This window comes from Pseudomonadales bacterium (assembly GCA_024234615.1).
Classification (GTDB): domain Bacteria; phylum Pseudomonadota; class Gammaproteobacteria; order Pseudomonadales; family IMCC2047; genus JAJFKB01.
In genome coordinates this window covers 676,158-690,588 of sequence record JACKNY010000002.1, presented here as the reverse complement: position 1 = coordinate 690,588, position 14,431 = coordinate 676,158, and the positions used below count along the sequence as shown (strand labels likewise).

Annotated in this window: 12 protein-coding genes; 11 read left to right on the top strand and 1 reads right to left on the bottom strand. The window is 46.9% G+C overall.

The window, feature by feature from the left end; all coding sequences use genetic code 11:
• Positions 1-56 precede the first annotated feature (56 nt).
• From H6995_12375 to H6995_12335, 9 genes are all read left to right on the top strand, one after another.
• The gene (locus tag H6995_12375; GenBank protein ID MCP5215795.1) at positions 57-1,334 is read left to right on the top strand and encodes a DUF1329 domain-containing protein; all 1,278 of its coding nucleotides are present in this window, start codon (positions 57-59) and stop codon (positions 1,332-1,334) included.
• Between the two features lie 437 nt (positions 1,335-1,771).
• Positions 1,772-2,641 (top strand): FAD binding domain-containing protein, encoded by an 870-nt coding sequence (locus H6995_12370; protein ID MCP5215794.1) that lies wholly within the window; start codon positions 1,772-1,774, stop codon positions 2,639-2,641.
• Positions 2,642-2,661: 20 nt separating this feature from the next.
• Complete coding sequence (locus H6995_12365; GenBank protein ID MCP5215793.1) at positions 2,662-3,156, top strand: (2Fe-2S)-binding protein; 495 nt, start codon at positions 2,662-2,664, stop codon at positions 3,154-3,156.
• A gap of 13 nt (positions 3,157-3,169) precedes the next feature.
• Positions 3,170-5,530 (top strand): molybdopterin-dependent oxidoreductase, encoded by a 2,361-nt coding sequence (locus H6995_12360; protein MCP5215792.1) that lies wholly within the window; start codon positions 3,170-3,172, stop codon positions 5,528-5,530.
• A 180-nt stretch (positions 5,531-5,710) separates the two neighbouring features.
• Complete coding sequence (locus H6995_12355; protein ID MCP5215791.1) at positions 5,711-6,061, top strand: XdhC family protein; 351 nt, start codon at positions 5,711-5,713, stop codon at positions 6,059-6,061.
• Positions 6,058-6,756 carry an XdhC family protein gene (locus H6995_12350; GenBank protein ID MCP5215790.1) on the top strand — a complete coding sequence of 233 codons (699 nt, stop codon included), beginning with the start codon at positions 6,058-6,060 and terminating at the stop codon, positions 6,754-6,756. The genes H6995_12355 and H6995_12350 overlap by 4 nt, the downstream gene beginning before the upstream one ends.
• Positions 6,756-8,378, top strand: coding sequence for an NTP transferase domain-containing protein (locus H6995_12345; protein MCP5215789.1), 1,623 nt, complete (start codon positions 6,756-6,758; stop codon positions 8,376-8,378). Before H6995_12350 ends, H6995_12345 begins: the two co-directional genes overlap by 1 nt.
• 18 nt (positions 8,379-8,396) lie before the next feature.
• Positions 8,397-9,608 (top strand): SufS family cysteine desulfurase, encoded by a 1,212-nt coding sequence (sufS, locus tag H6995_12340; GenBank protein ID MCP5215788.1) that lies wholly within the window; start codon positions 8,397-8,399, stop codon positions 9,606-9,608.
• Positions 9,605-10,024, top strand: a complete 420-nt coding sequence (locus H6995_12335; protein ID MCP5215787.1) for an iron-sulfur cluster assembly scaffold protein — start codon at positions 9,605-9,607, stop codon at positions 10,022-10,024. Before sufS ends, H6995_12335 begins: the two co-directional genes overlap by 4 nt.
• Here the strand turns inward: H6995_12335 and H6995_12330 are convergent.
• The gene (locus tag H6995_12330; protein ID MCP5215786.1) at positions 10,021-10,566 is read right to left on the bottom strand and encodes a winged helix DNA-binding protein; all 546 of its coding nucleotides are present in this window, start codon (positions 10,564-10,566) and stop codon (positions 10,021-10,023) included. The two genes, H6995_12335 and H6995_12330, sit on opposite strands and share 4 nt — an antisense overlap.
• Positions 10,567-11,176: 610 nt before the next feature.
• Here H6995_12330 and H6995_12325 point away from each other — a divergent pair.
• A complete protein-coding gene (locus H6995_12325; GenBank protein MCP5215785.1) occupies positions 11,177-13,804 on the top strand; it encodes a molybdopterin-dependent oxidoreductase in 2,628 nt (875 codons plus the stop codon).
• A gap of 11 nt (positions 13,805-13,815) precedes the next feature.
• A complete protein-coding gene (locus tag H6995_12320) occupies positions 13,816-14,415 on the top strand; it encodes a 4Fe-4S dicluster domain-containing protein (GenBank protein MCP5215784.1) in 600 nt (199 codons plus the stop codon).
• The last annotated feature ends 16 nt before the right edge of the window (positions 14,416-14,431 follow it).

Genomic DNA, 14,431 nt, shown 5'->3' with positions numbered 1-14,431 from the left:
TAGGAGGACGTAAAGTGAAAAATTTAACGCAAGTAGTCGCGCTAAGCGGCACGCTGATGTTGGCGGGAGGGTTAAGCGCAGAGTCGTTTACCGACGCCGATATTGAAGGGTCATTTTATCCTTATAAAAATGGCACTCCCACTTATCAGGGTTATACGCCCGGTATTGAGGTAAATCAGGATAATGCTGATCAATATAAAGCGATCATGGATGAAGCCTTATACCGGTTTGTGAAAGATGGCTGGGTGACGGTAAAAACAGCGCCAACCACGGATTTTCCCTTAACAGATGACTATGTTAATGCCACACGTCAATACGCTGGTAATGTGACGGTGAATGAGAAAGGCACGTTGGATAACTATGTGGCAGGTCGTGCGTTCCCGAAAGAGCCTGACGCTAATGATCCGAAAGCGGGTTTAAAGCTGGTGTGGAACTACCAGTACGGCTTTAACTCGGGTGACTCTGAAACCATCTATCCATTTTGGTGGACCTTCAGAAACATGAACACCGGTAAAGTTGAGCGAGTGTTGAAGTTTGATTGGCATTTTATGAACTTCTCACACCGGGTGACTTTTGATCCGAAGCCAAAGTTCGACAATAACCCATCTGAAATCTATCGCGGCATCTATTCCTTCGTGAAAGAACCTTACGATTTGGCTAACACGCAATTATTGATTCACCGCTATGAAGATGACACTAAGCGCGATAACGCTTGGTTGTACCTCGGCTTTCAGCGCCGTGTGCGTCGCTTGGCTACCGGTCAAATCACTGACGCCTTCCTGGGTACTGATCTTATGATCGAGGACTTCGAGGGCTATAATGGCCGAGTCTCTGATTATAACTGGGAATATGGCGGTACTCGTGACTTGTTATTGCCGTTTTACTACCACAACCAGTTAGAGCAGGTTTCCGATGAACCGGCTGATGACCCTGATGGCTTCCGTTTCGTGGCTGCGCATGGCAAAGGTGATTGTTTCCCTAACGTGACTTATCAGTTGCGCAAGACGTTCACGTTGATCGGCACGCCTAAGGACCCTAATCACCCGCTAAGCAAGCGAGTGATTAACCTGGATGCGCAAACCATGACCATGGCTACTTTGGTGGTTTATGACCGTAAAGGCGATATGTGGCGCTGGTTCCCCATTGGTAAGTCACATTCCGATTATCACCTAGCCGCTAACAAAGGCAAAGGTGTGGCGTTGGATGACTTTGCGGTACTGCTGGATGTGCAGGCAAAACACTGTACTACTCTGCAATTCAAGAGTTTGATTACGGATGAGCAAAACCAACCAAGTTTGTTTTCAGTACAGAACTTGAGAAAAGCCGGACGCTAATAGCTTAAGATGTTATACAAGGGCAGCCCGCCTCCTCCTGGTGCTTCATCACCTATCAGGGCTGCCCTTTTTTATCCCCGTCATGCAACCAAAGATAGTAACCAAATTTGTAACAGAAGCGCTGAAGGCATCCCGATAAAGAAAGAGTAGGTAGATAGTTTTGTGACGAAGTCTAGGCTGCTTATGGTGTTTTCTAATAAAGAGTGCAATTTTACAAAAGTATTGTAATAACAGATTACTAACTTGGTAATTGTTAACCTGTCAATTCGTATTTAGGATAGAATCCTAATGGGCAAACGAATTCCCGGGTTATCCCATTCCCTGAAAAAATTGGGCGATTCTTATTTCGATTAAGCGCATACTGATTGTCATATTGGCTGGTATGAATCGATTCTTGCCTGACAACCGCAAAACGATAATGTGATCGGAGGATATAAATGAGCACCCGTATATTAAGCGATTTCAATTTGCTTATCCCGTCGACGGTAGATGAAGCGTTGGATATTCTTGACCGTTTGCGCGATAAAGTCACTGTTATCTCTGGTGGCACCGACGTGCTAGTGGCAATGAAGTTTAATTTTGAAAATGAAAATGCAATGAGTTTAGCCAAACTCTCAGGTTTGGATGGGTTGTCATTTGATGCGCAGAAAGGGTTGCGTGTCGGTTCTAAAACAACTATCGCTCAATTATTGGATTCCCCCGATGTTAAAAAATATTATCCAGCGATTTGGGAGGCAGCGGTAACATTTGCTACACCTCAAATTCGTAATACGGCTACCTTGGTGGGAAATTTATTGAGAGGTTCACCCGCTGGAGATGGCAGTTGTGCCGTTTATGCTTTAGGCGGCTCTCTGGTATTTACTAGCAAAGAAGGTGAACGCGAAGTTGATATCGATGATCTATGGGTTGGCTACGCTACCACTGCACGTAAACCAAATGAGTTGGCGCTTGAGCTTAGAATTCCGGCACCGAGTGCCGGTAACATCAATGCTTTTAAACGCTTGACGCGAGTGAATGAGGATTTGGCGAAGTTGAATGTGGCCGTCAGCATGACCATGAAGGGTAATGTTTGCGAAGATGCGCGAGTGGCTATGGGCTGCGTTGCGGCGACGCTAGTTCGTTTAAAGCAGGCAGAAGCCCTGCTCAAAGGTGCTGAAATTAATGATGAGTCGTTGGCGAAAGTGATGAGCGCGGTAGAGGCAGAAATTACCCCGATCGACGATCAGCGCTCAACTGCCGAATATCGAAAAATGGTGTCAGGTGTTATTGTTAAGCGCACCATTGAACAAGCACGTCAACGCGCGTAACTAGAGTTGAGGATTAAGCGATGAATAAATTAGCAGTTAACTTAAAGGTTAATGGTCGAGATTACGACCTGAGCGTGGCGTCAAATAAAACGCTATTAGAAGTTTTACGGGATCAGCTAGATTTGCCAGATACCAAGTACGGGTGTGGTACTGGCGAGTGTGGTGCCTGCACGGTTTTGATTGATGGCAAAGTTATTAATTCCTGTTTAACTTTGGCAGCGGCAGCGGATGGCAAAGCGATCACCACCGCAATAGGTCTAGAAAAAGATGGCCAGTTGCATCCAGTACAAAAAGCTTTTGTTGAGGAAACAGCGGTTCAGTGTGGCTACTGTATTCCTGGCATGGTGATTAAGACAGTTGGGTTGCTTGAACAATCCCCGGACCCAAGTGAGGCGGAAATACGTCACTGGTTAGAGGGTAATATCTGTCGTTGTACTGGCTATGAAAAAATCGTTGCTGCTGTGAAATCAGCGAGCAAAAAAATGACCAATGCCGGTGTTAAGGCAGTCGGTTAACGGAGGATTAGAGATGGGTGAATTTAAATCAGTTGGTAAGAATGTAACGCGAGTTGATATTCGCGCGAAGGTAACCGGTCGTGCAAAATATGCCGGAGATATCGATATGCCTGGCATGGTTTACGGCAAAATCATTCGCTGTCTGGAGTATGCTCATGCGAAAGTGAAGAGCATTGATTTTTCCGAAGCTAAGAAGATGCCTGGCGTCATTAAAACGCTGGGCCCAGAGGATGTCACAGCTAAAACCTATAACCAATCGGTTATCGATCTGATGGCTTCCGAGCAGGAAGCTAAGTGGATGGGTGATATCGAAGAGCAAAATATCTTCACCAAGCACGTAAAATTCTATGGTGATGGCATTGGCGCGATTATTGCCGAAACTGAAGAACAGGCGGAACGTGCAGCGGCGAAAGTTAAGGTTGAGTATGAAGCACTACCGGTTTATTTGACCCCAGAGCAGTCATCAGCACCCGATGCAATCCAGTTTGTAGAGGGCAAGCCGGGTAATCGAGCTTTTCAGTTGCCAGCAGAAATGTTTCCAAACAACTGTTTAGGCTGGGGTGATGTCGATGAAGCTTTTAAAGAGGCGGATGTGGTTGTCGAAGATCGATTCTACACGCCGAAGCAAAAGCAGTGTCAAATGGAGCCCAATAACTATATTGCGCTTTATGATGACGAAGGCCGACTCAATTGCTGGTCCTCCTGTCAAATGCCGAAACTGGCGCACGTCAAGTTAGCACGTTTATTTGAAATGCCCATGTCACGAGTTAAGTTCAATCAAACCGTTGTCGGTGGTGGTTTTGGCGCGCGCTTGGGTTTGGTCATGGAGCCCGAAGTGTGTGCGTTAGCAATTGCAGTACCCGGGCGCCCGGTAAAACTGTTGCAGCCTCGTGAAGAAGATTGGCTGAGCTCACCAAGTCGTCATCCATCAGATTATTGGATGAAAATGGGTTTTAAGAAAGATGGTACACCCGTAGCGATAGACGCCATCAGCAAGAACTTTAAAGGTGGATACTATCTCGACGGTTCTGCGCTGGCGAGTACGACGGGCTTCTGGTTGCAGGGCATGTACAAGGTCGAAAACCTACGTTATCGTGGTGAATCCTATTTTACCAACCAGCCGGTGTGCGGTGCCTATCGTGGTTACGGTAACCCGCAAACTAACTTTGTGCTAGAGCAGCTGGTTGATCGCGCCTGTAATGAATTGAATGTTGATCCGCTCGAGTGGCGTAAAAAGTGGCACAAAACAGTTGGTGATAACAGCTGGATTGGCTTTACCCAATATAGTAGCTGTGCGTTGGATGAATGTTTGGATAAAGGTGCAGAAGCGATCGGCTGGAAAGAAAAGCGCGCCAAGTATGCGAATCAAACTGGCGTCAAGCGTCGTGGTATTGGTCTGTCGGTAGGACAGCATACCAGTGGCGCGGCACCGATGATATTGGAGCATACGACCTGTACCGTACGTTTAAATGAAGATGCGTCGGCAGAATTACTGCTGGCCTGTTCTGATTTGGGGCAAGGGTCGCACACTACTTTACGTCAAATCGCCGCTGAATCTTTGGGTTTCCCGATTGATGACGTACACCTTGATGTTGGTGATTCTGACGCCAATGGTTTTGATATTGGTGCGCACGCGAGTCGAACGCTCTATGTTGGTGGTAACGCCGTCAAGCAGGCATGTGAAGACGCACGACGTCAGTTGTTTGAGCGTGCCGCGAAAAAGCTGGAAGCGAATGTCGATGATTTAGATATTAACGATGAGAAGGAAATTTTCGTTAAAGGTTCGCCGAGCAAATCTATTTCTGCCAAAGAAATATGCGAAACCGGCGTTTATAATTTCGTCGACCATTTAACTGGCGAACGTAATGGGGAAATCGGCCAAATTCAAAGTTATGTCAGCTATATGCCGGATCATAACTCGCCGCCATTCTTCTGTACCTTTGTTGAGGTTGAGGTAGATATGGAAACCGGCGAAGTGAAGGTGTTGGAGCTGGTCAGTGCTCATGATATCGGTCGTGCCATTCACCCGGCGATCTGTGAGGGTCAAATGGAGGGCGGTGCACAGCAAGGTTTGGGCATGGCGTTGACGGAGGAAATTTATTTCGACGTCGATGGTAAGGTAAAAAATAACAGCTTTACGGATTACAAGATGTTAGGTTCTTCGGATATGCCGAAAATGACCAATATTCTGGTTGAAAATCCCGATCCTTATGGGCCTTTTGGGGCTAAGAGTGTGGGGGAGGCTGGCTTGGTTACTCCAGTTGGTGCGGTCGCTAATGCGATTTACCAAGCGACTGGCATCCAGTTTACCCAAGGACCTATTACACCAGAGAAAATCCTTAAGGCTATCAGAGAAAAGGCAGCTACTGCCTAGCTTAAATAGGGCTTAGCGGCTCGAACCGGAAAAACTCCCCGTACGGTTGCGGGGAGTTTTCCATCCTTTCCCCAGTTCTGTTGTCCAATCTGATACCCGTTCCTTTGTTTTAAACATAGCTGGCATTTCGCCGTAACGCTGGTAATAATAACCTCAGATTTTTTCATTGAGTGAATGACGATGGATGATACCCTTACTAAATATGATAGTGGCGCAGGCTTACCAGATGAGTTGGTCACGCTTAAGCAATGGCTTGAAGAAGGTCGTCAGGTAGCATTGGCTACAGTGGTGCAAACCTGGGGATCTTCGCCTCGCTCTACTGGTAGTCATTTGGTGATTGATACACAGTCAAATTTTGTCGGATCAGTTTCAGGTGGTTGTATAGAGGGCGCCGTTGTTGCTGAAGCGCTTGAGGTTATTGCCGAAGGCAAGCCTAAACTGCTTGAATTCGGCGTGAGTAACGAAGAAGCTTGGGAGGTAGGTCTAACCTGCGGCGGGGCAATCCAGATTTATGTGGAGCCATTGCAATGAATACAGCAATTTTCGCACGGCTTTTTCAAGATCGAGAAAATAAACATCCGGTTGCTTTGGTGACGAGACTGCGAGATGGCTTGCAGACGCTTCTTTATCAAAACCGTGAACCCTTTGGACATTTAGTTTTAACTGCCGAACAAAGTCAGCAGGCAAAAGACATGCTGCACAGCGGGCGTAGTGGAAAAATAGCTGGTCCTGAGGACGAACTCTTTGTGCGGAGCTACGTACCTGATTACCGACTACTCATTGTGGGCGCAGTTCATATAGCACAAAAACTTGCGATATTAGCCATGGAGGTCGGTTATCAAGTTAGTGTGATCGATCCTCGCCGCGCCTTTGCCACTACTGAAAGATTCCCTGGTGTCGATTTACTTTGCGAATGGCCGGATGAAGCCTTTGAGCGGTTGCAGCCGGATAGTCAAACGGCGGTAGTGACACTCACGCATGATCCAAAAATTGATGACCCGGCCATTATCGAGGCGCTGAACAGCGATGCCTTTTATATTGGTTGCTTGGGCAGCACGCGAACCCATGCCAAGCGTGTTGAACGATTAACTGAACTCGGTTTGGCAGAGCAATTGGATCGTATTTGTGCTCCGGTAGGCATTAACTTAGGAGGACGTTCCCCCGCAGAAGTCGCGGTTGCTACTTTGGCACAGATTATCCAGGCGCGCTACGCGAGGAAGGGCTAGTGATTTTTGCACAGTATAAACGTGTAGAGGCGCTGGGTGTTATTCTTGCACATACCTTGCGTTTAGACGCTGTCACACTTAAAAAAGGTACTGAACTAAACGCTGAACATCTGTTGCTGCTTGAGCAGGCCAAGGTTGAATTTGTGACCGGAGTGCGTTTGGAGCCCGGTGATGTGGACGAAGATACTGCGGCTGAGCAGATTGCAAAACAATTAGCGGGGCTCCATTTAAATATAGGTAAGCCGATTGCCGGGCGCTGTAATCTGTACGCGAAACAGCATGGCTTAACGCAAATAGATAGTGCAAAAATCAACGCGATTAACCTGTCTGATGGTGCGATTGCAATCGCAACTTTGCCCAATAGTGCCGAGGCGCATGCCGATCAGGCGGTGGCTTCAATCAAAATTATTCCCTTTGCGGTTTCAGAGCGTCTGCTTGAACATTGCCTAAATATTTTGGCAGATGAGAAACCGGCAATCGAAGTGATGCCATTTCAGCCTCACCATGGCGCTCTTATTTTAACTAAATCGGCTGCCCTGAAAGAGTCTGTGCTTGATTCGACCTTTGAGGTCACGCAAGGGCGTATGCGCGCTTATGACAGTCAGGTGGTTTTTCATCAGCGTTGCGAGCATAAAATTGATGAAATTAGTGCAGCGCTTAAGCAGGCACTCACTCAAGGTTGTAACCCGATTATGGTTTGCGGTGCTGGAATTACGGTTGATATTGGCGATGTGATCCCAACCGCTATCAAAGAGTGTGGCGGCGAGATTGTCCAGTTTGGAATGCCAGTTGAGCCGGGTAATATGCTGCTTCTCGCGAAACTCGGCAAGACGAATATTATTAATCTCCCGGGCTGTAGTCGTTCACCTAAGCTCAATGGCTTGGACTGGGTATTACAGCGTATTCTTGCGGGTATTGAGGTTAAACCAGAGCATATTATGGCGATGGGTGTCGGTGGTCTCATTAAAGATGTTGCCCACTCGGAGCGACGGCATCGTCGGGCAGTTCAGCCTAAACATCAGAGCAAGCCCCGAATTGCGGCGATTATACTTGCCGCTGGTAGTTCCCGGCGCATGGGCGAACAAAATAAATTGCTGTCTCAGGTCAAAGGTGTGCCGATGGTAGTCAGTGTTGCTAATGCGGCACTAGCGTCCAATGTTGAATCCATCACCTTAGTGACGGGGCATGAATCCGAAGCGCTGGAAACTTTGTTGGCTGGGCGTAATTTGAAATTCGTGCATAATCCTGATTATAACTCAGGTATTGCTAGCTCAGTAAAAATAGGTATTGCAAGTCTGTCTGATGAGGTTGATGGCGCGATAGTGCTACTTGGTGATATGCCTTTCGTCACCAAATCACAAATTAATGAACTTATTGCAGAATTTGATCCGGTATTGGAGCGTGATATCGTGATGCCGGTTAAGGATGGTCGTCGCGGCAATCCAGTGCTCTGGTCGCGACGTTATTTTCCTGCGATGCAGAAATTGACTGGTGACACTGGCGCCAAAACGATTTTAAAAGAATACGCTGCCAACGTCTGGGAAGTGCCCATCAGTGATGAGTCCATCTTCGCCGATATTGATACACAGGAAGAGCTGGATCTTGTTAATGCAGCAGGATAAGAAAGAATGAAGTTTAATATTTTCGATATCCGCCGCCAGTTCCCTATTCTCGGTCGAGAAGTAAATGGCTACCCCCTGTGTTACCTTGACAATGCGGCGACTACTTTTTCGCCCACTGTGGTGCTGGATAAGGTGCGTGAATTTGAAACCGGTTACCGTGCAAACGTGGCGCGCGGGGTACATCGTTTGGCATCTGAAGCCACTGATGCTTACGAGTCGGCTCGGGCTAGTGTGGCCAAATATATTAACGCAAAAGATGTCAATGAAGTTGTTTTTACCTCGGGCACGACAGGCTCGATTAATCAACTTGCCTTTGGCCTGGAGGGCAGCATCAATCCGGGTGATGAAATCTTAGTCTCTACGCTGGAGCATCACAGTAATTTTGTGCCCTGGCAAATGCTCTGTCAAAGAACTGGTGCAACACTCAGGCTTATCCCGGTCAGCTCAGAGGGTATATTGGATTTATCTGCAATAGGTGAGTTGGTTGGAGAGCGATGTCGTATTATTGCGGTCACACAAGTATCCAATGTCACAGGAGATATTTCGGAGCTACGAACAATTTCGGCGGCTGCCAAACGCGTTGGTGCCAAATTGGTGGTGGATGGTGCGCAGGCGGTGCCGCATGGGCCGGTAGATGTACAGGCGCTGGATATCGACTTTTACGCTTTTTCCGGACATAAATGCTATGGACCTACCGGAGTAGGGGTATTATGGGGGAAATCTGAATGGCTGGAGCAGCTACCGGAGTTTATGGTGGGTGGTGGAATGGTGGAACGGGTAACGGTTTCTGGTACCACCTTTTTGACGTCAAATCAGCGTTTAGAGGCGGGCACGCCACCTATTGCTCAAGCCATCGGGTTAGGTGCTGCTGTGGAGTGGCTAGAACAATTGCCCTGGGGCGAAATCCGAGAGCATGAAGCTAGGCTGATGAACCAATTATTTCGGGATCTAAATACCATTTCTGGGTTACGTACGATAGGCTCTGATTTGAATCAGCCAAGAATGCCTATAATTTCCTTTGATATTGAAGGTTGCCACCCTCATGATATTTGCCATATTGCTGATCAATATGGAGTTGCGTTGCGTGGTGGACACCATTGCGCGCAGCCATTGATGGATGCAGTCGGTGTGATGGCGACCACTCGTGCCAGCATGGCGGTTTTTACCAGTCAAGAGGATATTGAGACCTTAGTTGTGGCGCTACATAAGGTAGTTGAGGTGCTGAGATGAGTGGCAATATTTACCATGAAGACATCAAGGCGCTTGCTAATATTCCGGTAGCTGAACAAAAGCTAGAGCAGCCGGATTGTAAAGTTACCTTAGATAATCCGCTATGCGGTGATCGCGTCACTGTTGCTTTGAACCTGAAGGATGGGTGTGTTATTGCGCTAACGCACCAGGTAAAAGGCTGTTTGCTTTGTCGGGCATCTGCGAACGCGATTGCCCAAGCGGTTGTTGGAGCCTCCGCCACCGACCTAGAGATGGTTGTCGATGGTTTACAACATATGCTCAAAGGCGAGCAGGTTGAAAACTGGCCAGTTCCCGGTTGGGAATCGTTGGCTTTATTTCAGCCAGTGGCGGCTTACAAAAGCCGCCATGACTGCGTTTTATTGCCCTTTAAAGCGATAATGCAAGCTCTTTCCTAAGCCCGTGGGTGCGCAGATGCGATGCTTGAGGCGTGGTCATACAAGCCGGCGATGATATTTAGTATTTTTGAGGCGACGACTACATCTGTATCGAAATCCTTAATTGAATCTGTCAGGTTCAGCAGTAAATCCCGACGGAATTCCGCGAATTGATCACTGATCTGCTTGCCTTTTCCGGTAATAGTGTAGGTCGCTGAGCGCTTACTGTCACGCTTGTCGGAGCGTTTAATCAGTTGCGCGGTATTGAGTTTACGCAATGAATATTGCAAATTTGAGATATCATCACGATTCATCAAGCGTGCGATATCGGAAATACTTTTAGGGCGATTATGCATACGAATGATATGTAGTACCGCGTTTTCCATAGCGGACAGCCCCCCTTCGAGGCAGCAGGCTAAGCAATCTTTTTGCCAGCGATCAAATGCGGCAGCGGCGCGAATAATGGCAAACTCGAAGTCGGTGAATTTGATTTCGCGGTCATTAGTAGCTAGGTGCCATTCTTTCTGCAAATGCGCCCCGGTTGTTTTTGTTTTGGTTGTCAAAGTAGTTTTCTCCGATTGATGGGACGTTTTTGTCCAGACTTTGCGTAGTGTTTGAGCACTTTCAAGTAGACCTATTTTAGATATAAAAACTAGCGAATTATTTTTGTTCTGAGTTAGGCGTATCCGTAGGTTATTTTTACCGGTACTTGGCAGCGATTATAAAATGGTGAGTGAGAAAGTGTAACAGTTAGGGCCTGCTTTTCCATAAAAACAGCGTATTCTGAGCTAGATTCATTGACTGGTAAAACCAAATTTTGGTTTGTTTCTTTTTGGTAGCAGCAGTAGTACACTTACTTGCCATATCCCTAGAAGGTGGTGAATATATTCAAATGTTCATTGCCGTTATGATTTTTGAGTTGTCTATTTTTATCAAAGTGGAGAGTTCAATAGTGTCTTTATCCGCGATTCTCAACCTAAAATTAATCCTATTCTTATTTAATGTATTTTATATGGGATAAAATTGGCAATTGATCCAGTTTATTCAGAGTGTTAGGGTTTACATTTATTAAATTAATTGTTAAATTTACAGTTAATTTAGCTATAACTATAAAAAATTACAGTTCTGTCTCAAAATTTCTTAATTAATTCCTAAAATTCGCGAGGAACAGTGATGACAAATCCATCCCCGACCGCAAATTCGCTCAAGTCAGGACGCTGGGTGCGTTCTACTTGTAAGATGTGTCTGCATTCTTGCTCTAACATAATTCACGTTACTGATGACGGAATTATTAACAAAATCGAAGGTGACCCGACCAATCCTTCCAATAACGGCAAGCTTTGCCCTAAGGGTAATTCTGCCATTATGCGCCATTATGACCCAAAGCGTTTCAAAGAGCCGTTGAAGCGCACCAATCCTGAGAAAGGGCCAGGGGTCGACCCGAAATGGGTGCCTATTAGCTGGGATGAGGCATTTGAAATTACGGCCAGGGAAATTAAGAAATCACTGGATGAGGATCCACGAAAAATTTTGCCGTCTCTGGAAGACTTCCAAAAGATGCATATCTGGTTTTGGCCGTTGGCGATTGGCTGCCATAACTTTTATCAGTCTGGCGGCACCATGTGCGGTGGCGCCTATCACCCGATGAACGGTTATATCCATTCATCTTTTGGTTGCGCGAATGATGCCAAGTACTGTAACTATTGGATCAATAATGGTACGGGCGACGGTTTTTCTTCTCACCTGCACGCAGCGGCACAGTCCAACTGGGTCGCAAAAGCTCGTATTGATCGTGGCATGCGCGTAGTTTCTGTTGAGCCACGTTTGTCTATTGGTTCTGCGAAAGCAGATGAGTGGGTACCGATTCGTCCTGCGACGGATAGACACTTTGCAATGGGCATGTCGCATGTCTTGGTGAACGAAGGCCTATGTGATTTTGTTTTCCTGAGGAAAGATACTAATGCACCCTATCTGGTCGGCCCGGATGGGTACTTCGTCAGGGATGATAATAAGCAGATTTATGTTTGGGATAGTAAAGACGATTGCGCTAAGTTGTGGAACGACCCCACACTGGCGAGTGAAAATCTTGCCCTGGAAGGTAATTACACTGTTAATGGTGTCGCCTGTCGTCCGGCATTCCAGGTTTATAAAGATATTTTGGCAGACTGTTCACCTGAAGAAATGGAAAAAGTGACTACTGTGCCGGCGGATACGATTCGTCGTATAGCCAGAGAGTTCGCAAAGGCGGCACAGATTGGTACTAACATTACCATTGAAGACGGACGCACCATTCCCCTCCGGCCAGCTGCATACAATTATTATCGCGGTGCCCAGGGCCGTAAGTTGGGTGCGCAGACAAATCAGGCCTTCAAACTGGTCAACATATTGATTGGAAATATTGACACCCCGGGAGGTCATATGGGGGTCACTATTGATGATGGCCAAGTTGATAATAACCATGTAGCCATGGGTGAATGCGGTCAGTTATTGGGTACGCCTCACCAGCTCGGTCATATGCCGGAGTTTGCCTATCCAACTAACGAATATCATTTGGCGTCGCACTTCCCGAATGGGGTTAACGCACCTCACTTAAATTTGTTGGTGCATCAGAACCGGGAGTATTTTGGTGTTGAATTTACCCCGGATGTCATAGTGAACTGTCACTCTAACCCGGTTTGGTCAATTCAAGGGCCGAGAGAAAAGTGGATACAATTCTTGAAGGAGATGCGTTTTATCGTTTGTGTTGATGTTGTGCCAAATGAAATGACGGATTTCGCCGATGTTATCCTACCTTCCAGCGATGTGCTTGAAACCTGGAACTGTACCATGATCGAGCCGCCGCATACGGAAGGCCAATGTTTCCGCCAGCCAGTCACAGAACCGATCTACAACACCAAGAGCGAAGAGGAAATTTTCTATGAACTCTCCGAACGTCTGGGTGTGTTAGAAGCTTACAACAGCGTTATTAATATGATTCTTGGTTTTGAGCAGAAGCCGGAGCTTAAGTTAGACCTGGATAAAAAATACACTGATCGTGAAATTGCGCGCCGCAAAGGCTTACTGTGGAATGGTAAAGATATCGACTGGTATATGGAGCATGGTCACTCAGTAACAGAGCGTCGCCTCGACAAATGGTATCGTCCTTGGGAAGGTATGCGTTTGAACTTCTATATCGAAGATATGCTGAAAGAGCGTGACGGACTGAAGGCCAAAATGGAAGCGATGAAGACGCCTTATATTAAGGATTGGCCGTTTGAAGATTTCCAACCGTTACCGACCGCCCGATTGGATACGCTGCACACCTTGCCAGAGGAATACAATCTTTACGCGATAACTTTTAAGGATATTCAGCTGAACTTTGGGGAAAGTTTAAGTAATCCCTGGATTCGAGATATCGTCTTCCGCGACCCAGTTCACACTGGTTTGCTGATTAACACGGCAACTGCAGCGAAAATGGGATTGGCTGCCGGGGATGTTGTGAAAGTAGAGTCGCCATACGGACATCTCTATGGTCGCCTAGCAACGACGGAGGGCATGCACCCTGAAACCATTGGTGTATCGAATGCGTTGTCTCGAACTAAGAGCGAAAATACCTATGTCGCCATGTCTGGTGGGCATTTTAACGATATGCTGCCTTATGATATGGCAAACACTGACGCTGCAAGTGGGCAACCGGAAACCACGACAAAGGTTAAATTGACGAAACTGGATGACTGGCCGGATTTCCTCAAGCAAGGTGGGTCCATCTACGATTTCGTGCAAGAACTAGAAACTGCAAAAGGCAAAGGGGAGCATCACTAATGAAACGAGGTATGGTCTTTGATTTGCGTCGTTGCATTGGCTGTAATGCCTGTGTAGTGGCCTGTAAACAGGAAAATTCGTTACCCGATGGGGTATTTTTCACTAAAACGTTGAGTGAAGAATACGGTGTTTATCCTGCGGCTAATCGAGTTTATATCCCAACACTCTGTAACCATTGTGAGGATGCTCCTTGTGAGAAAGTCTGTCCCAGTGGCGCAACCTATACACGCGATGATGGTATCGTCATGGTGGACGATGCCTTATGTATTGGTTGTGGTACCTGTGCGGTAGCCTGCCCTTACGATCAGCGCACGCAGATGGATGCGGATAACCTAAAAAATGGTATGTATGGCGGTGGTAATCTGACCGATTTTGAAAAGCAAGGCTATGGTCGTTGGACGCCGGGCACCGTTACTAAGTGTGACTTCTGTAGTCAGCGTGTCGATGCTGGCCTGGAGCCAGCCTGTGTGGTGACTTGCCCCACAGATGCGCGAATATTTGGTGATCTGGATGACCCGAATTCTGCTCCGAACAAACTCATCAGGGAGCGCGGAGGCATGCCAGCCCTCTCTGATAAAAACACTAAACCTAAAGTCTATTACGTGGATTAATTCGTAGTACCTGTAT

Excerpts from the sequence above, each read along its gene's own strand:
- H6995_12325 (MCP5215785.1), top strand. The coding sequence starts at position 11,177 with ATGACAAATCCATCCCCGACCGCAAATTCGCTCAAGTCAGGACGCTGG.
- H6995_12320 (MCP5215784.1), top strand. The coding sequence starts at position 13,816 with ATGGTCTTTGATTTGCGTCGTTGCATTGGCTGTAATGCCTGTGTAGTG.
- H6995_12370 (MCP5215794.1), top strand. The coding sequence starts at position 1,772 with ATGAGCACCCGTATATTAAGCGATTTCAATTTGCTTATCCCGTCGACG.
- H6995_12360 (MCP5215792.1), top strand. The coding sequence starts at position 3,170 with ATGGGTGAATTTAAATCAGTTGGTAAGAATGTAACGCGAGTTGATATT.
- H6995_12365 (MCP5215793.1), top strand. The coding sequence starts at position 2,662 with ATGAATAAATTAGCAGTTAACTTAAAGGTTAATGGTCGAGATTACGAC.
- H6995_12375 (MCP5215795.1), top strand. The coding sequence starts at position 57 with ATGTTGGCGGGAGGGTTAAGCGCAGAGTCGTTTACCGACGCCGATATT.
- H6995_12350 (MCP5215790.1), top strand. The coding sequence starts at position 6,058 with ATGAATACAGCAATTTTCGCACGGCTTTTTCAAGATCGAGAAAATAAA.
- H6995_12355 (MCP5215791.1), top strand. The coding sequence starts at position 5,711 with ATGGATGATACCCTTACTAAATATGATAGTGGCGCAGGCTTACCAGAT.
- H6995_12335 (MCP5215787.1), top strand. The coding sequence starts at position 9,605 with ATGAGTGGCAATATTTACCATGAAGACATCAAGGCGCTTGCTAATATT.